Below are 16913 nucleotides of genomic sequence, written 5' to 3'. Positions count from 1 at the left end.
CCTCCTGGGGAAAGCCAACAGCCCCCAGGCACCGGCGGTGCGGGTGCGGTCAGCCGCGCAACCACTGCTGGTTGGCGCCGCCGGTGCAGCTCCACTGCAGGAGCGCGGCCTTGTCCGCCGTGGACTCGTCGGCGACGTCCAGGCACTTGCCGCTGGAGCGGGCGGTGAACCGGACGTAGCCGTCACCGGTGTCGGTGGCCCGCCATTGCTGGTTGGTCACCGTGCCGCAGGCCGACTGGACCACGGCGGCGCCGTCGGCGGTGGAGCCGCCGGCCACCGTCAGGCACTGGGAGCTGTGCCGGGCGACGAGCTGGACCTGGCCGCCACCCGCGTCCTTGGCCCAGAAGAGCTGATTGCCACCGCCGTTGCAGGTGTACTGCACGACCGCGGTGCCATCGGTCTGCGAGGCGGAGGTGATGTCGGCGCATTTGCCGCTGTGCCGGGCCTTGAGTGTGGTGTACGGACCACCGGAGCCACCCGCCGTGCCCGCCGCCGTGTCGATGGTGAGCTGCGGATACCAGTCCATGCTCAGGGTGGTGGCGGTGGGGAAGGCCAGCGGCAGCCAGACGTAGCGCGAGTCGTTGACCGTGCCGCCGAAGGAGTTCCCCCAGCGGTCGCCCAGGTAGAGGTAGGAGGTGGCGCCGCTGCCCTGCACGGGCAGGACGTACGCGGTCTGCGAGCCGTAGGCGGTGGCATCGCCGACGTCGCGCATTCCGCTCCAGGGGCCCGCCAGGCTGGTGGCGGTGGCGTACTGCTGCTGGTTGGGGTTCCAGCCGGTGGCGCCGGAGGTCAGCATGAAGTACACGTTCCCGCGCTTGAAGAGCGCCGGTGCTTCGCGGTGGCCGCCGGGCCAGGGGTTGGCCACCAGGCTCGCCACACCGGTGTAGTCGTCGGTCAGCCGGTAGATATGCAGGTCGTAGTTGTCCCGGGCGGCCGAGACCATGTATCCGGCGCCGTCGCTGTCCTGGAAGAGGGTGATGTCACGGGACATGTGCTGGTCCAGCGGGCGGAAGCTGCCCCGCCAGGTGTAGTCGCCGTCGATGGTGGCGGAGGTGGCGACGGCCGCGCGCGCCTGGCTGTAGTCGCTGCCGTTCTCCTTGTGCATCCACATCACGTACCGCTTGGTGCGCTCGTTGTAGAGCACCTTGGGCCGCTCGATGTTGGCCGATGCCAGCTCGGGATCGGTGGCCTGGGTGAGGACATGGCGGCGGAACTCCCAGGTCTTCAGGTCCGTGGAGCGGTAGGCGGAGACATAGCGGAAGGTGTTGTCGGCGTTGCGGTTCTCACCGAACCAGTAGTAGTAGGCGCCGGACTTGATGACTCCCCCGCCGTGGGCGTGCACCGCCTCGCCCGCGGTGGTGGTGAACTGGGTGCCGTTGGCGACCGTGACGGGGGCGGCCTGCGCCGCGCCGGCCCCCGCCAGTGGGGCCAGGAGGCCGAGGACGGCGGCCACGACGAAGATCCACAGACGGGTCCAGGGGCGCCCGCGCATCATACGGTCTCCTTGAGGACGGTGAAGTGGCGGGCGAATCCGGTGAGCCCGGGCAGCTCCCGGATCGGGGTCCAGGTCCGGAAGCCGTCGAGGCTGTCGCTGTAGTAGTACTTCTGCTCGGTGTAGCCGTCGAAGTAGATTCGCCAGCCGCCGTTGTCCAGGCGCGCCAGCGCCGGTCCCTCGCGCCAGCTTCCCCAGCCCGCCCAGTCGCCGGTGCCGCGGAAGGTGTACGGCCCGCCGAGGCTGTTCGCGGTCGCGTGCTCGATGTACTTGGTCGTCTCCTGCTTGGTGAAGGCGTGGTACTGCCCGGCGTGGCGGACGACGAAGGTGTCGATGTAGTTGGACGTGTCCAGGCCCCGCAGTGGTGTGGGGGTGGTCCATGACGACAGCGACGCGTCGGTGGCGGTGAGCAGATGCGGCCGGAAGATGTAGTCGGGTGTGGAGGCGGTGTCCAGCGAGACGATGATGTTGACGCTGCCGCCGTCGTCCACGAAGAACTCCGGCGCCCAGGTGCGCTCCAGCCCGGACACCGGCAGAGTGTGATTGCGGACGAAGGTCCAGGTGAGGCGGTCGCGGCTGCGCGCGAAACCGATGGTGTTCCCGGTCCAGTCGGTTGTGTAGACGATGTAGTAGTAGCCGTCGGTGTGCTTGATGACGCTGGGGTCGCGGATGAGCCCGGACGGCGGGGTGTAGGCAGGCCCCTTGAGCAGCGTGTACGTGGTCGCGTCGGACGACTGGTAGACGTACATGTTCGACTCGCTGCTGTTGGTGAACGCCGTCATCGTGTAGCGGGTGGCGGCCGTGGAGTCCCGCGCGGGCGCGTCGGCCACGGGCACACCGAAGTCCGGGGTGCCGTCGGCCTTCCAGCCGAGGGCCTGGACGCGGGTGTGCCGGTTGGGGTCGTTCAGCGGGTCGCCGGTGATGTCCTTGTACTGGCGGGCGTGGTAGACGAGGAGGTCGGTGCGGCCGTCCTCGGCGACGGTGAAGGAGTTGTGGCCGGGCCCGTACTGCTTGGTGGTGTCATTGCTGGTGAAGACCGGCCGCGGGCTCTTCTTCCAGGACGCGGCGGCGAGCAGGTCGCTGTCGGCGGAGGCCGTGAGCAGCCCCATGCAGTAGTTGGCGTCGGTGGCGCTGGCGGAGTAGGTGAGGAAGACACGGCCGTTCCGCTGCAGGACGGAAGGGCCCTCGTTGACCTTGAAGCCACGGGTCTCCCAGTCGTACGTCGGCCGGGAGATCTCCACCTGGGGCCCGGTGATGCTCCACGGGCTCGCCATCCGGGCGAGGTAGATGCTCGAGTTGTTGCCGACGTCCGGGTTGCTCTGCGCCCAGACGAGATAGCGGGTGCCCTGGTGGGTGAAGGTGGAGGCGTCCAGGGAGAAGGAGTCGATGGGCGTGACGATGCGGCCCTTCTCGGTCCAGGTCCCGGCGAGGGGGTTGGCGCTCGCGTTCTCCAGCACCCACATCCGGATCTTCCAGACGTCGTTCGCCGGTGCCGAGGCGAAGTAGATGTACCACTTGCCGTCGATGAAGTGGATTTCCGGGGCCCATATGTGGGCGCCCATGTCGCCGCTGGTGTGCTTCTTCCAGATCACCGACTCGGCGGCGGTGGCCAGGCCGCCGATGGTCCTGGAGCGCCGCAGGACGATGCGGTCGTACTCGGGGACGGTGGCCGTGAAGTAGTAGTAACCGTCGGTGTGCTTGACGATATGCGGGTCGGCGCGGCGGCGCACCAGCGGATTGGCGTACGAGGGGGCCTTGGCGGCGGCCCGCGGCACGGTGGGGGTGGCGGCCTGCGCGATACCGGGTGTTCCGGCCACCGCCCCCAGGGCGAGGGCGCCCATCATCACGTGCCTGCGGCTGGGCTGGTGTTCTGTGCTGCGGCTCATGCGGTTCTCTCCTGCTCTGGCTGGTGATGCGCCTGGGGTCGGACGGGCGTGATGCCGGCCTGTGTCGGGCGGATCCGCTGGATGGTGCCGTCGGGGTTGAACCGCATCCGGTCGATGGCGACTTCGCGATGGGTACCGTCGCCGCCCGGGCGGGCGAAGCGGTGGTAGACGATGTACCACTCGTCGCGGCCGGGGACCTGGATGACGGAGTTGTGGCCGGTGCCGAGGATCTGATCGCCGGGGTCCTTGGCCAGGACCGGGTTGCCCGCCACCTTGGTGAAGGGGCCGAGCGGTGAGTCGGAGACTCCGTAGGACACCCGGTAGTCGGGGCTGCGGGTGTCGTCCTCCGACCACATCGCGTAGTAGCGGCCCGCGCGCTTGAAGACGGTCGGCGCCTCGTTGTAACCGGGCGGGGTGAGCTTCACCGGCTGGGTGGCGAAGGAGACCATGTCGTCGTTCAGTCTGGCCGCCTCGAAGGCGCCCTGCCCGAAGTAGAGGTAGGGGGTGCCGTCGTCGTCGATGAAGGCGTCCGGGTCGATCGACTGGTGGCCGAACTGCCCCTTGGCGACGAGCGGTTTGCCGAGCGCGTCGGTGAACGGTCCCTGTGGGCTCGCGGACTTGGCGACACCGATGGACTGGCAGGCGCTGAAGTACATCCAGTAGGTGTCGCCCTTCCTGACCACCGAGGGGGCCCAGGCGTTCTCGTGGCACCAGGAGACACCGGCGAGGTCGAGGGCGGGGCCGTGGTCGGTCCAGTGGACGAGGTCGGGTGAGGAGAAGCCGTTGAAGCGGTTGCCGCTCCAGCCGGGGTGGCCGTCCTCGGTGGGATAGATCCAGTACCGGCCCTCGGCGTACAGCACATCGGGGTCGGCGTGGTAGCCGGGCAGGGCGGGGTTGGCGTCGCCGGGCCGCACGGTGGCGGTCTCCCGGATGACGGTGCCGTGGCGCACGACACCCGACAGGCCGGGCAGCTCCTGTTTGGGTGTCCAGTGCTCCAGGTCCGTGCTGTCGCTGTAGTAGTACTTCTTGACGGTGTAGCCGTCCATGAACATGCGATAGCCGCCGCCTGGGAGGGTGACAATGGTCTGGCCCTCCAGCAGGCTGCCCCATCCCGCCCAGTCGCCCTTGCCGGTGAAGCGGTACGGACCGGTGATGCGGTCGGCGACGGCGTGCTCGATGAGTTCGCCCGTGGCGTTCTTGGTGAACGCGTGGTAGGTGGCGCCCTTGCGGACCACGAAGGTGTCGATATAGCCGTTGTAGTCGCTCTCGCTCGGGGAGATGCCCGCGAGCGGCCGGGGCTCGCTCCACCGGGTGAGCGTGTCGTCGAGCGCGGTGAGGACGTGGGGCTGGAAGTGCCGGTAGGCGGTGGGGCCGGTGGACAGCGAGACGACGATACGGACCTTGCCGTCGGGCGCGTCGGTGAAGAACTCCGGTGCCCAGGTGTTGTTGGCGGCCACGCCGTGGCCGATGTCGGCGAGATGGGTCCAGGTGCGGCGGTCGTCGCTGACCGCGAGGCCGAAGGTGGTGCCGGTCCATCCGGTGGTGTACGCGACGTAGTAGCGGCCGCCGTGGCGGATGACGCTGGGGTCGCGGACGAGACCGGAGGGCGGGGTGTACGCCTTGTCCTGGACCGACCAGAAGTCACGCGCGTCGTCGGACCCGTAGACGTACATATTGCTCTCGCTGCTGTTCGTGAAGGCGGTGAACAGATAGCGCGAGACCGTGGTGGACTGCCGCACGGCGCGTCCACTCCCCTCGCTCCGGTCGTGCTCCGCGGCGTGCACACGGCTCGCGGTGAGGGGGACCACGAGAGCGAGGGCGGCCAGCAGCGCGAGCAGCGCTGCCGGCGCTCTCCAGGGTCGGGTGACATGCGGGGGCATCAGAGGGCTCCTGCGATCCGAAGTGATCGAATTTGTTCGGAGATTAAGGGTTCTGATGACTTCCGACAGCCCCTGGACAGGGTGCGAAAGTTTCGAAAACCGTGGAGCCCTGGAAGACGCGCGATGGGGTGGTGTGGTGAGGCGGGCGGATCAGCGATGCGGCGAGGGGCGGATCAGACGAAGGTCTGGCGCTGCAGCCAGAGGTCCCTGGCGGTTCCGCTGCCCTGGATGAAGACGTAGAGCAGATTCTCCTCGTTGAGGATGGGGACGCCGATGCCCGCGGAGCCGATGACCCCGCCCAGGGACTGGAAGCCGCTGTAGCTCGTGCCGTTCTCCGTGGTCTGCACGGCGACCCACAGGGCGTTGTCGGTGGCCTTGATGAACACGTTGACCCGGCCGTCCTGGGCGAGGGCGCAGGTGGGCCGCCAGACGATCTGTGCGCCGAGGCTCACGGGAGCGCCGAACGTGGTGTAGTCGTCGCTCTGTCCGACGCGCCGGACGGTCCCGTCGGAGCCCCGGTAGAAGATCTGCACCCGGCCGGCCGCGTCAAGGCACACCGACGGGCGGCTGGTCACGTTGGAGGCGTCGAGGGTGAAGGGCCCCCAGACGGTGGAGTTCTGGGTCTGCTGCTGGATGGTGTACAGGGTCTCGCCCACGCCCTTGACAGCCACCACGATCCGCCCTCCCCCGTCGAGGATGGGCGAAGGTGTGGCGAAGATGGCACCGCCCAGCGAGGTGGCGGCGGTGTAGGTCTCGTACTGCAGGTCCTGGTTGCGGAGGTACCACAGGGCGCCGTCGGCGCCGGGGAAGAACACATAGATGCGGCCGTCGGCCCCGAGCGCCGCGGCCGGGTCGTCCCCGATGCCGGTGGCCAGGATCTGGGGCGGTCCGTACCCGGAGTTGATGGAGGTCTGGGTGATGACCTCCAGATTGTTGCCCGGGGTGCGGTAGAAGACCCGGACCTTGCCGTCCTTGCCCCGGATCGGCGCGGGGATGCCGTCGACGGACAGGCCCGCGTACTGCTGCCACGGACCCCAACTGCCGTCGCGGGCCTCCACCCTGCTCCACAGGACGTTGGACCCGCCCCGGATGAAGACCTGCACCCGGTCGTCGGCGAACGCGACCGGGGCGGGCTCGGAGTGGATGCCGCCCTGCAGGTTGATCCAGGTGCCCCAGACGGTGCCGGGGGTGGTGGAAACGGTCATGAGAGGACCTCCCTCTTCTCGTGAAGCCACGAGACTGCACGGATACACCGTCAATTCCCGGGAAAGCATGGCGGATACCCAAAGAAAGGAAGATGTATGGATATGACCGATTCATTATTATGAGGGACTGATGTCAGATTAAATACGCTCGCTTGTTGTGGAAATTGATCGTGCGAGAGGAGAGATTCTGATCGCGGACCCGCCGTTGACCTTCCCCAAGGGGGAAGCCCGAGCATCGTGGTCGCCGGGCGAGGTGCCCGGCGGTGAGGAGGGCGAACATGGGGCTGCTGACCATCGGCGCGTTCGCGAGGGCGTCGAGGCTGTCCCCCAAGGCGCTGCGCCTGTACGACGAGCTCGGGCTGCTGCCGCCCGCCCGCGTCGATCCGCACTCCGGCTACCGCCGCTACGATCCGGCACAGCTGGAGCGGGCCCGTCTGGTGGCGTGGCTGAGGCGGCTCGGCATGCCGCTCGCCGAGATCCGGACGGTGTGCGAGCTGGAGCCGGAGGCCGCCGCGCGGGAGGTGCGCGCGTACTGGGCGCGGGTCGAGGCCGACACCGCGGCCAGGAGGGACCTGGCCGCCTTCCTCGTCGACCATCTGTCCGGGAGGGACACCACGATGTCTTCCGATCACACCACCCTGGGGATCCGCTACGCCGTGCTCTCCGACACCGGATCGGTCCGGGAGAGCAATGACGACGCCGGGTACGCCGGTCCGCGTCTGCTGGCCGTGGCCGACGGATTCGGGGGCGGACGGCACGCCGGCGAGGCGGCGATCGAGGCGCTCAAACCGCTGGACGCGGGTGTTCCGGGCGGGGAGTTGCTGAGCGCTCTGGAGGAGGCGGCGCACCGGGCCCGGGAGTCGGTCTCGGCGCTCGCCGCGTCCAACCCCGCGCTGCGGGATGTCGGCACGACGCTCACCGCGATGGTGTGGTCGGGCTCCCGGCTGGGTTTGGTCCATATCGGCGACTCGCGCGCCTATCTGCTGCGCGACGGTGAGCTGTTCCAGATCACCCATGACCACACCGTGGTCCAGTCGCTGATCGACGAGGGGCGGATCACCCTCGAGGAGGCCGCCTCGCACCCCCAGCGGGCGCTGCTGCTGCGCGCCGTGGGCGGCGGTTCGGCGTTCGAGCCGGACTTCGCCCTGCGGGACGCATGCGCCGAGGACCGCTATCTGCTGTGCTCGGACGGGCTGACGGGGGTTGTGCCCGCCGGGGAGATCCGGCGGGTGCTCGCCTCGGAGGACGACCCGGGCACGGCCGTACGGCAGTTGGTCGCCCTCGCCAACCGCGCGGGCGGGCCCGACAACGTCACCTGCGTGGTGGCCCATGTGGCCGAGCGGAGAATGCTGACCTCGGCGTAAGCCGCCCCCGTGACCGTCTCGCCCGCCCACCGTGACCGCTTGTTGAACATTGATGAATGGTGTGTGCAAAAGCTTGTCGGCCGAAAGAACGCCTCCTTATGCTCGCGGCGGAAATCGCTTTCCACTCCTGCCGACCGGGAGACAGGCATGGCCGGCGGCGCGGCGTAAGGGGCAGGGCATGTCCGCAGGTCCGATCCGGCTCTCCCAGGGAGCGCGCACCGCGCTCCGCCCGGCCACCGCGGCGCGGATCACCGGGGGTTTCTGGGCCGCCAGACGCCGTGTCAACGCCGAAGTGAGCGTTCCCCAGGGGCCGGACCGGCTGGAGCGGGCGGGCAATCTCGCCAATCTGCGGGCCGCAGCGGGGACGGCGCCGGCGGAGTCCGGTTTCCGGGGTGACTTCCCGTTCCAGGACTCCGATGTGCACAAGTGGCTCGAGGCGGCGTCCTGGCAGCTGGCGGACGGCGGCGAGGGGCCGGCCGAGGAGGAGCTGTCCCGGCAGGTGGAGCGGCTGGCCGGGCTGGTCGCGGCCGCGCAGGCCGAGGACGGCTATCTGCAGACGTACTACCAGTTGGGGCCGGACGCCCGGCGGTGGGCTGAACCGCACTGGGGGCACGAGCTGTACTGCGCGGGCCACCTCCTCCAGGCCGCGGTCGCGCACCACCGGGCCACCGGCGCGGACGGGCTGCTCGATGTGGCGGTGCGGTGCGCCGATCTCGTCGACGCCACGTTCGGGCCCGGCAGGAACGAGACGGTGTGCGGACATCCGGAGATAGAGACGGCGCTGGTCGAGCTGTACCGGGAGACCGGTGAGCGGCGCCACCTCGAGCTGGCCGGGTACTTCGTGGACCGGCGCGGGCACGGCAGCCTCGGCGACGGCCCGGCGGACGGCTCGCCCGGCCCCCGGCCCGGGGCGCCCTATTGGCAGGACCACATCCCGGTGCGGGAGGCGACGGCGGTCGCCGGGCATGCGGTGCGCCAGCTCTATCTCCTGGCCGGGGCCGCGGATGTGGCGGCGGAGACCGGCGACGCGGGGCTGCGGGACGCGCTGGTGCGGCTGTGGGAGGACATGGCCGCGACGAAGACCCATCTGACGGGCGGGGTGGGGTCCCGGCACGAGCTGGAGTCCTTCGGGGACGCGTACGAACTGCCGCCGGACCGGGCGTACGCGGAGACCTGCGCGGCCATCGCCGCCATCCACTTCGGATGGCGGATGGCGTTGCTGACCGGGGAGGCCCGCTACAGCGATCTGGTGGAGCGCACCCTGTTCAACGGTTTCGCGTCAGGGGTGTCGATCGACGGTGAGCGCTGGCTCTATGTGAATCCGCTGCAGGTCCGTCAGAACGATGAGAGCCGTAAGGGCGCCACCGGTGACCAGAGCGCCCACCGGACGCCGTGGTTCCGGTGTGCGTGCTGCCCGCCCAATGTGATGCGGCTGCTGGCCTCGCTGCCGCACTACATGGCGAGCGGCGACGCCCAGGGGCTGCAGCTGCACCAGTACGCGTCGGGCTCGTACGAGGCGGGCGGCGGGGCGGTGCGGGTGGGGACCGGCTACCCGTGGGAGGGACGCATCGCGGTGGTCGTGGACGCGGCCCCGCAGGACACGGACTGGACGCTGTCGCTGCGCATCCCGCACTGGGCGACGTCGTACGAGGCGACGGTCGGCGGGGAGCCGGTGGCCGAGCGGGCCGAGAACGGCTGGCTGCGGCTGCGGCGCCGCTGGCGGCCCGGCGAGACGGTCGTGCTGAGCCTGCCCCTGGACCCCCGGCTTACCCGGCCCGATCCGCGGGCCGACGGGGTGCGCGGCTGTGCCGCGATCGAGCGCGGCCCGCTGGTGTACTGCCTGGAGCAGCCCGATCAGCCCGCCGGGGTGCGGCTGGACGACATCACCCTCGACCCGGATGCCGCGCTGAGCGCGGAGCACCGGCCGGAGCTGCTGGGCGGGGTGTCCGTGATCACCTCCATGGCCCTGCGCCATGCCGTCGCGCGCGACGGGTGGTGGCCGTACCGGGACGGCGGCGAGCGCCCCGACGGGGACACGGGCTCCGGCGGGGACGCGGGCCCCGGCGGGGACGCGAGCGGCGCGGAAGCCCCCGGGCCGGTCCCGGTGACCGCGATCCCGTACTACGCGTGGGCGAACCGCGAGCCCGGCGCGATGCGGGTGTGGACCCCGCTCCAGACCCTGACCGGCTGACCTTCACAGGACCGGACCAGGCCCCTGACCTGCTGGTCTTCAGTTCACGCCCTGAGCAGCTGATCTCCACCGGACCCGGGCATGTCCCGCTCGGTGTCCACCGGAACTCGGCGGACACCCCATGCGTTCACCGCTCGAGGAACACGCTCTTGTGCCCGAGCGGCACCATTGCAACGGGAGGTGCCCCTTGAGCACCGGATCCACACCCCGCGGGGACGACGACGCCGACGGCTGGGACGACGTCACCCTCGACGAGGACTTCATACGGGACGCCGAGGTCGCCGAGCCCGCCGCGCGCACCCGGATGCTGACCGCGCGGTGGCGGCGCGGCGCGCCCGAGCCCCAGCCCTGGCGGGCGGACGAGCCGCCGGCCGGCTGGTTCTGGAGCAAGCGCCGCAAGCGGCGCCGGCGGCGCTGACCTCGTCTCTCCGTTATCCGGTCGCAATTGCGCGCGTAAAGACACCGCGGCATATCCGGTGGGAGGATTCGGCCCGACTCACTGATCATGAGGTCCGTGGTCGTTCGCCGACCCTGTCCCGGAGGTGCCGTGTCCGCTCGCTCCGCGTTGCCCGTCATAGCCGTCGCCGCCGTATCCGCCCTCCTGGCCGGGTGCACCAGCACCAAGTCGTCCGGGTCCGGCGGCGGCGACATCAGCCTGGTGAATTCCGGGAAGCTCACAACCTGCACACATCTGCCCTATCCGCCCTTCCAGTCCAAGCAGGGCAAGAAGATCGTCGGCTTCGATGTGGACATGGTCGATCTCGTGGCCTCCGCGCTCGATGTGAAGCAGGAGATCGTGGACACGCCCTTCGAGGGCATCCAGTCCGGGGAGGACCTCAACACCAACCAGTGCGACGTGGCCGCCGCCGGGATGACCATCACCGACGTACGCGAGAAGAACCTGGACTTCTCCGCCCCGTACTTCGAGGCCACGCAGGCGCTGCTCACCACCAAGGGCAAGCCCTACAAGACCCTCGCCGACCTCAAGGGCAAGAAGCTCGCGGTCCAGCAGGGGACCACCGGCGAGAGTTACGCCCAGAAGCACGCCAAGGGCGTCAAGCTGGTCCAGTTCGAGGATCTCGCGCTGCTGCTGACCGCCGTCAAGACCGGGCAGACCGACGCCGGCATCAACGACAACGGTGTGCTCTACGACTACGTCAAGGACAACGCCGACACCACGGTGACGGCCGAGTTCGACACCGGCGAGCAGTACGGCATCGCCGTGCGGACCGGCAATGACGCGCTGCGCAAGAAGATCGACGCGGTGCTGAAGGACGCCCGGGCGGACGGCTCCTACGACCGTATCTACAAGAAGTGGTTCGGCACCGCGCCCAAGAAGTGACGCCCGCTGACGGCCATCGGAGCTGAGGAGTCCGCACACATATGGCAATGACCCGCAGACAGCGGGCGCGGGCGATACGAGCGGTGCAGTACGCCGTGCTCATCGCCCTGCTGCTCGCCATCGTCCTGGCCGCGGACTGGGGTGAACTGCGGCGCGCGTTCTTCGACGCCGAAGTCGCCCGGTCCCTGTTCCCCGACATCATCACCACCGCCCTGGTCAACACCGTCGTCTACACCCTGCTCGGCTTCGGCTTCGGCCTTGTCCTCGGGGTGGTGCTGGCGCTGATGCGGCTCTCGCAGGTGCCGCCGTACCGCTGGCTGGCGGTCGCCTACATCGAGTTCTTCCGCGGGGTGCCCGCGCTGCTGGTGTTCATCGCGCTGGGCTTCGGGGTGCCGCTCGCCTTCCAGGTGGCATTGGACCGGCACGTCACGGTGATGCTGGCGCTGGGGCTCGTCGGGGCCGCCTACATCGCGGAGACGATGCGGGCGGGGATCCAGGCGGTGCCCAAGGGGCAGATGGAGGCGGCGCGTTCGCTGGGGATGTCCCACACCCGGGCGATGGCCTCGATCATCATCCCGCAGGCGTTCCGGATCGTCCTGCCGCCGCTCACCAATGAACTGGTGCTGCTGACCAAGGACTCGTCCCTGGTCTATCTGCTGGGGCTCTCCCTGGACCAGTACGAGCTGTCCAAGTTCGGCCGGGACGCGCTGAACCAGCACCGCAGCCTCACCCCGATCCTGGTCGCCGGGGTGTGCTACCTGATCATCACCGTTCCGCTCGGCCATCTGGTGCGCCGGCTCGAGGCCCGTTCGGCGAAGGCGAGGTGACCGGCGTGAAGGAGACGACGGTGGTGAAGGAGACCGGCGAGGCGGACGGTATCGCCATCCAGGTGGCGGGTCTGCACAAGTCCTTCGGCGCGCTGGAGGTGCTCAAGGGCATCGATCTCACCGTCCGGCGGGGCGAGGTGGTCTGTGTCATCGGCCCGTCGGGATCCGGCAAGTCGACGCTGCTGCGCTGTGTGAACCTCCTGGAGGAGCCGACCTCGGGCTCGGTCACCGTGGCGGGGACCGAGGTCACCGACCCGGACGTGGACATCGACCGGGTGCGGCGGCGGATCGGCATGGTGTTCCAGGCGTTCAACCTCTTTCCGCATCTGACCGCCCTGGAGAACCTCACCATCGCCCAGCGGCGGGTGCTGCGCCGTGACAAGGCGGAGGCGGTACGGATCGGGAGGGACACGCTGCGCCGGGTCGGCCTGAGCGACAAGGAGTCGGCCTATCCGGCGCAGCTTTCGGGTGGCCAGCAGCAGCGGGTGGCCATCGCCCGGGCGCTGTCCATGGACCCGGAGTTGATGCTCTTCGACGAGCCGACCTCGGCGCTCGATCCGGAGCTGGTCGGCGATGTGCTCGCCGTGATGCGCGCCCTGGCGGACGAGGGGATGACGATGCTGGTCGTCACCCATGAGATGAGCTTCGCTCGGGAGGTCGCCGACCGGGTCGTGTTCATGGACGACGGGGTGATCGTGGAGGAGGGCGGACCGGAGCAGGTCGTGTCCGATCCGGTCCATCCGCGCACCCGGGCCTTTCTCACCCGGGTGCTGAACCCGGCCGCGGCGCGGGTCGGGGAGGTGCCGGACACGGGCCCGCACGGAGCGCGGATCGACCGCTGAGCTCCGTGCGCGCGGCTGAACTCCCTGCGGGCGGCTGAGCTCTTCGTACGGCGCGGGTCCGCGTGGTCAGCGGGCGGGACGCAGGTCGCGCAGGTCGATCGCGTCGGCCATGGCCTGCAGTCCCGCGTCGTTGAAGTGGAGATGGTCGCCCGAGTCGTAGGCGGGCAGTGAACGGTCCGGGGCGGCGGGGTCGCGCACGGCGGCGTCGAAGTCCGCCACCCCGTCGAACAGGCCGCCGTCCCTGATGAAGCCGTTCACGGACTGCCGCACCGCCTCGCGCGCCTCGGTGTAGTTGCCGTTGCCGCCGAACGGGGTGATGGTGCCGCCGATGACGCGGATGCCACGCGCGTGGGCCCGTTCCACGATCCGGCGGTAGGCGTCCTCGAACGCGGCGGGATCGGTCTGATTGGGGTTGCCCTTGATGTCGTTGATGCCCTCCATCAGGACCACCGCGCGCACCCCGGAGCGGGAGAACACATCCGCGTCCAGCCGGGACAGGGCACTGGGCCCGGTGCCGTCCAGCAGTACGCGGTTGCCCGCGATCCCGGCGTTCAGCACCCCGAGCCGGCGCTGCGGGGGCAGCGCGCGCAGCCGGGCCGCGAGCCGGTCCGGCCAGCGGCGGTTGGCGCTCGACGTCGATCCGGAACCGTCGGTGATGGAGTCGCCGAGGGCGACCACGCCGCCCGCGGCGGGGGCGCCGAGCACGTCCACGCCCGTCACGTAGTACCAGGAGCTGGTGGTGGCGGTGTACGCGGCGCCGCTCTCCTCCGCGGTGTGGTCGCCGTCCGGCGCCAGGAACGAGGTCTGCAGGGCCGAGTGGTGGTACGTCGCCGGGCCCGAGTCGGCCGGTGTGTAGAGGGTGACCAGCAGGTTGGCGTCCGGGGCCACCCGTAGCGGCACCGGATCGCTGACCGCGTCCTCACCGGCCGGAACCGTGACCGACGCGGTATGGCGGAAGGTGGCCGTGCGCATGGTCCCGGCACGGGCGCCCGCGCTCTTGGGCGCCCCGCTCTCCTGCAAGGCGACGGTCACGGAGGTGAGTTGGAGGGGTGCGGTGCCGAGGCGGTTGGTCACCCGGACGCGGACGGCGTGGCCGCCGACGCTGGTGTGCACCACGTTGCGGATCGACTGACCGGGCAGGGCGGGGACGGTCCCGGAGGCGGCGGCCTCCCAGGTGCCCGTCCAGCCATGGCCGGGGGCGGAGGCGGGGGCCGGGTGGGAGGTGGCGGCCCAGGCGGGCCCCTGCAGCGGCAGGAGGGCGAGGACCGACGCGGCCAACAGGCCGCGGAGAACGTGCCGGATCGTGACCATGACGTGCTGCCTTCCAGAGCGACGGAACTGGAGACGAGCGAGCTGGACCGAACGCGGCCGTAAGGGTGACGGCCGAGGAGGAGCACGAGCGCGACGTAGACAACCAATAAGACATCGGAGGCATCAAGGGATACGACAGGAGAAGAGCGGGCTCTTTCGGAATTTCGCCCACATAGACCCGATGAATACACCCGCCGCATCGGCCACCGTCGAGATGGCGCGGGGAGGCGGCCAAGGTTTCGGCGGGCGGCAGGCAACGTTTCGGCGGGCGGCGGCGACAAGCAGGCGTGGGGCCGTCCCCCCTCGACTCCCGGGTCTTCCCGGCGACTTGAGGCGGCCTTAAGGTAGAAACCGATTGCTGCCCGGTCAGGGTTCCACGTGGGCGGTTAGGGAAGGGAGTCTCAATGGCTCGTTCCTCGGGATCGACGGGGCCCACGCTGGCGGTCGTCGCCCGTGAGGCGGGCGTGTCGGTACCGACCGCTTCGAAGGTGGTCAACGGCCGGGAGGACGTGGCCCCCGAGACCCGTCGCCGGGTCACCGAGGTCCTGGACCGCCTGGGGTACATCCGCAGGCCGCGCTGCGAGACACCCAAACCGGCCCCGATGGTCGACCTGGTGGTGCACTCACTCGACAGCGCCTGGTCGGGGGCGGTGCTGCACGGCGCGACGGAGGCCGCACACGAGGCGGGACTCGAGGTGGTGGTCTCGGCCGCGGCCACTCGCGGCCGGGGCGGCCCGAGCGAGCACGGCTGGCCGGACAAGCTGTACGCCCGGGGCAGCTCAGGTGTGCTGTTCCATCTCACGGAGCTCGCGCCCGTCCAGTACGCCTGGCTCGATGAGCACCGGATCCCGTTTGTGATGATCGACCCCGCGCACGACCCGCCGCCCGGGGTGCCGTCCGTGGCGGCCGCCAACTGGCAGGGCGGGATGGCCGCGACCGAGCACCTCATCGAGCTGGGGCACCGCCGGATCGCGGTGATCGGTGGCCCGGGGCGGGCGGTGCGCGACGGTGGCCGGGTCGCCGGGTACCGGTCGGCGATGGCGGCGGCCGGGGTGCCGGTGCCGTCCGCGTATGTGCGCTACGGCGACGTCAGCGAGGCCGGGGCGCGCCGCCGGATGGCCGAGCTGCTGGATCTGTCCGAGCCGCCCACGGCCGTCTTCGTCTGCTCCGATCAGATGGTGCCGGGTGTGTACCGGGCGGCCGGGGAACGGGGGCTGCGGGTGCCGCGGGACATCAGCGTCGTGGGCTTCGACGATCTGCCGCAGGCCCGCTGGATCACGCCCGCGCTGACGACGGTCCGTCAACCGCTGTCGGAGATGGCGGCCGTGGCGCTGCGCAAGTTGCTGCGGCTGATGACCGGCGAGGTACCGGAGGCGATCCGGACCGAGCTGTCCACCCGGCTCATGGTCCGGTCCAGTACCGCTCCCCCACTTCGCGCTCTCTTATGACCGAGGGTTCGAACACTGCACGGCTGTCCGGACGGGCCCGTACCACCAGTCCCATCCCTCACACCTGATTGGTCATCCTTCACCGCACCGATCGCTACGGAGGTCAGCCCACCGTGTTCATCGACCTGCCCCTGGAGCAGCTGCGCACCTACCGGCCCCCGCTGCCCGAGCCGGACGGCTTCGACGCCTTCTGGACGCGGACCCTCACCGAGGCCCGCGCCTGCGAGCTGAACGCGGTGTTCACCGAGGAGGACACCGGACTGACCCGAGTGCAGACCTACGACGTGGAGTTCTCCGGCTTCGGCGGGCACCGGATACGCGGCTGGCTGCTGGCCCCGCGGGAGGTGGCGGGTCCGCTGCCGTGCGTGGTGCAGTACCTCGGCTACAGCGGCGGCCGGGGGCTGCCGCACAACTGGCTGCTGTGGCCGTCGGTGAGCTATGCGGTCTTCGTGATGGACAGCCGGGGCCAGGGGTGGGTCCAGCACTCCCCCGGCGTCACCCCCGATCCGGTCGGCGGCACCGGGCCCGAGACCCCGGGCAAGATGACGCAGGGCGTCCTCTCCCCGGACGACTACTACTACCGCCGGCTGTACACGGACGCGGTACGGGCGGTGGAGGCCGCCCGTGAGCATCCGCTGGTGGATTCCGCGCGGATCGTGGTCAGCGGGGGCAGTCAGGGCGGTGCGCTGGCGCTGGCGGCGGCCGGGCTGGTGCCGGATCTGACGGCCGCCCTGGTGGATGTGCCGTTCATGACGCACATCCGGCGCGCGGTCGAGATCACCGACGCGGACCCCTATGGGGAACTGGCCCGGTTCTGCGCCGGACAGCGCCACCTGGCCGGGCGGGTGTTCGCCACGCTCGACCACTTCGACGGGCTCAACTTCGCGGCCCGCGCCAACGCGCCGGCGCTGTTCTCGACCGCGCTGCGCGATGAGATCACCCCGACCTCCTGCGGCTTCGCCGCCCATCACCACTACGCCGGTGAGAAGGACCTCAAGGTGTGGTCCTTCAACGGCCACGAGGGCGGGGGCACGCATCAGCAGGCCGAGCAGATCGGCTTTCTGCGGGAGCTGCTGGGCTGAGCCCGGCGTGCCGGGCGGCGTTCGACCGCCGCCCGGCACGGGG

Annotated in this window: 13 protein-coding genes; 8 read left to right on the top strand and 5 right to left on the bottom strand. The window is 70.3% G+C overall.

The window, feature by feature from the left end:
* Positions 1–49: 49 nt before the first annotated feature.
* From CGL27_RS46695 to CGL27_RS46680, 4 genes are all read right to left on the bottom strand, one after another.
* Positions 50–1492 carry an RICIN domain-containing protein gene (locus CGL27_RS46695; protein ID WP_119993808.1) on the bottom strand — a complete coding sequence of 481 codons (1443 nt, stop codon included), beginning with the start codon at positions 1490–1492 and terminating at the stop codon, positions 50–52.
* Positions 1492–3378, bottom strand: a complete 1887-nt coding sequence (locus CGL27_RS53700) for a family 43 glycosylhydrolase (RefSeq protein ID WP_119993807.1) — start codon at positions 3376–3378, stop codon at positions 1492–1494. Before CGL27_RS53700 ends, CGL27_RS46695 begins: the two co-directional genes overlap by 1 nt.
* Positions 3375–5258, bottom strand: coding sequence for a family 43 glycosylhydrolase (locus CGL27_RS46685; protein ID WP_119993806.1), 1884 nt, complete (start codon positions 5256–5258; stop codon positions 3375–3377). Before CGL27_RS46685 ends, CGL27_RS53700 begins: the two co-directional genes overlap by 4 nt.
* A 173-nt stretch (positions 5259–5431) precedes the next feature.
* On the bottom strand, positions 5432–6463 hold the full coding sequence (locus CGL27_RS46680; RefSeq protein WP_119993805.1) for a hypothetical protein: 1032 nt from the start codon (positions 6461–6463) through the stop codon (positions 5432–5434).
* Between the two features lie 278 nt (positions 6464–6741).
* Between CGL27_RS46680 and CGL27_RS46675 the strand changes: the two genes are divergently transcribed.
* The 6 genes from CGL27_RS46675 to CGL27_RS46650 all read left to right on the top strand — a co-directional run bounded on the left by CGL27_RS46675 (position 6742) and on the right by CGL27_RS46650 (position 13029).
* Positions 6742–7827, top strand: coding sequence for a MerR family transcriptional regulator (locus CGL27_RS46675; protein WP_119993804.1), 1086 nt, complete (start codon positions 6742–6744; stop codon positions 7825–7827).
* Positions 7828–8005: 178 nt separating this feature from the next.
* A complete protein-coding gene (locus tag CGL27_RS46670) occupies positions 8006–10018 on the top strand; it encodes a beta-L-arabinofuranosidase domain-containing protein (RefSeq protein ID WP_119993803.1) in 2013 nt (670 codons plus the stop codon).
* A 187-nt stretch (positions 10019–10205) separates the two neighbouring features.
* Positions 10206–10436 (top strand): hypothetical protein, encoded by a 231-nt coding sequence (locus CGL27_RS46665; protein ID WP_078646228.1) that lies wholly within the window; start codon positions 10206–10208, stop codon positions 10434–10436.
* A gap of 129 nt (positions 10437–10565) precedes the next feature.
* Complete coding sequence (locus tag CGL27_RS46660; protein ID WP_119993802.1) at positions 10566–11360, top strand: ABC transporter substrate-binding protein; 795 nt, start codon at positions 10566–10568, stop codon at positions 11358–11360.
* Between the two features lie 41 nt (positions 11361–11401).
* Positions 11402–12187, top strand: coding sequence for an amino acid ABC transporter permease (locus tag CGL27_RS46655; RefSeq protein ID WP_078646226.1), 786 nt, complete (start codon positions 11402–11404; stop codon positions 12185–12187).
* A 5-nt stretch (positions 12188–12192) separates the two neighbouring features.
* The gene (locus CGL27_RS46650; protein ID WP_276147910.1) at positions 12193–13029 is read left to right on the top strand and encodes an amino acid ABC transporter ATP-binding protein; all 837 of its coding nucleotides are present in this window, start codon (positions 12193–12195) and stop codon (positions 13027–13029) included.
* A 66-nt stretch (positions 13030–13095) separates the two neighbouring features.
* On the opposite strand, the gene CGL27_RS46645 is transcribed toward CGL27_RS46650, so the two are convergent.
* Positions 13096–14340 (bottom strand): SGNH/GDSL hydrolase family protein, encoded by a 1245-nt coding sequence (locus CGL27_RS46645; protein WP_119993801.1) that lies wholly within the window; start codon positions 14338–14340, stop codon positions 13096–13098.
* A gap of 404 nt (positions 14341–14744) precedes the next feature.
* Between CGL27_RS46645 and CGL27_RS46640 the strand changes: the two genes are divergently transcribed.
* Positions 14745–15788, top strand: a complete 1044-nt coding sequence (locus CGL27_RS46640; RefSeq protein ID WP_119993800.1) for a substrate-binding domain-containing protein — start codon at positions 14745–14747, stop codon at positions 15786–15788.
* A 113-nt stretch (positions 15789–15901) separates the two neighbouring features.
* On the top strand, positions 15902–16870 hold the full coding sequence (locus CGL27_RS46635; RefSeq protein WP_119993799.1) for an acetylxylan esterase: 969 nt from the start codon (positions 15902–15904) through the stop codon (positions 16868–16870).
* Positions 16871–16913: the final 43 nt, after the last annotated feature.

The sequence above is a fragment of the Streptomyces sp. 11-1-2 genome, assembly GCF_003595545.1.
Lineage (GTDB): Bacteria > Actinomycetota > Actinomycetes > Streptomycetales > Streptomycetaceae > Streptomyces > Streptomyces hygroscopicus_B.
The sequence above is the reverse complement of the archived record's forward strand: the minus strand, read 5'-3'. Positions and strand labels throughout refer to the sequence as shown.

Excerpts from the sequence above, each read along its gene's own strand:
- CGL27_RS46695 (WP_119993808.1), bottom strand. The coding sequence starts at position 1,492 with ATGCGCGGGCGCCCCTGGACCCGTCTGTGGATCTTCGTCGTGGCCGCC.
- CGL27_RS53700 (WP_119993807.1), bottom strand. The coding sequence starts at position 3,378 with ATGAGCCGCAGCACAGAACACCAGCCCAGCCGCAGGCACGTGATGATG.
- CGL27_RS46685 (WP_119993806.1), bottom strand. The coding sequence starts at position 5,258 with ATGCCCCCGCATGTCACCCGACCCTGGAGAGCGCCGGCAGCGCTGCTC.
- CGL27_RS46680 (WP_119993805.1), bottom strand. The coding sequence starts at position 6,463 with ATGACCGTTTCCACCACCCCCGGCACCGTCTGGGGCACCTGGATCAAC.
- CGL27_RS46675 (WP_119993804.1), top strand. The coding sequence starts at position 6,742 with ATGGGGCTGCTGACCATCGGCGCGTTCGCGAGGGCGTCGAGGCTGTCC.
- CGL27_RS46670 (WP_119993803.1), top strand. The coding sequence starts at position 8,006 with ATGTCCGCAGGTCCGATCCGGCTCTCCCAGGGAGCGCGCACCGCGCTC.
- CGL27_RS46655 (WP_078646226.1), top strand. The coding sequence starts at position 11,402 with ATGGCAATGACCCGCAGACAGCGGGCGCGGGCGATACGAGCGGTGCAG.
- CGL27_RS46645 (WP_119993801.1), bottom strand. The coding sequence starts at position 14,340 with ATGGTCACGATCCGGCACGTTCTCCGCGGCCTGTTGGCCGCGTCGGTC.
- CGL27_RS46640 (WP_119993800.1), top strand. The coding sequence starts at position 14,745 with ATGGCTCGTTCCTCGGGATCGACGGGGCCCACGCTGGCGGTCGTCGCC.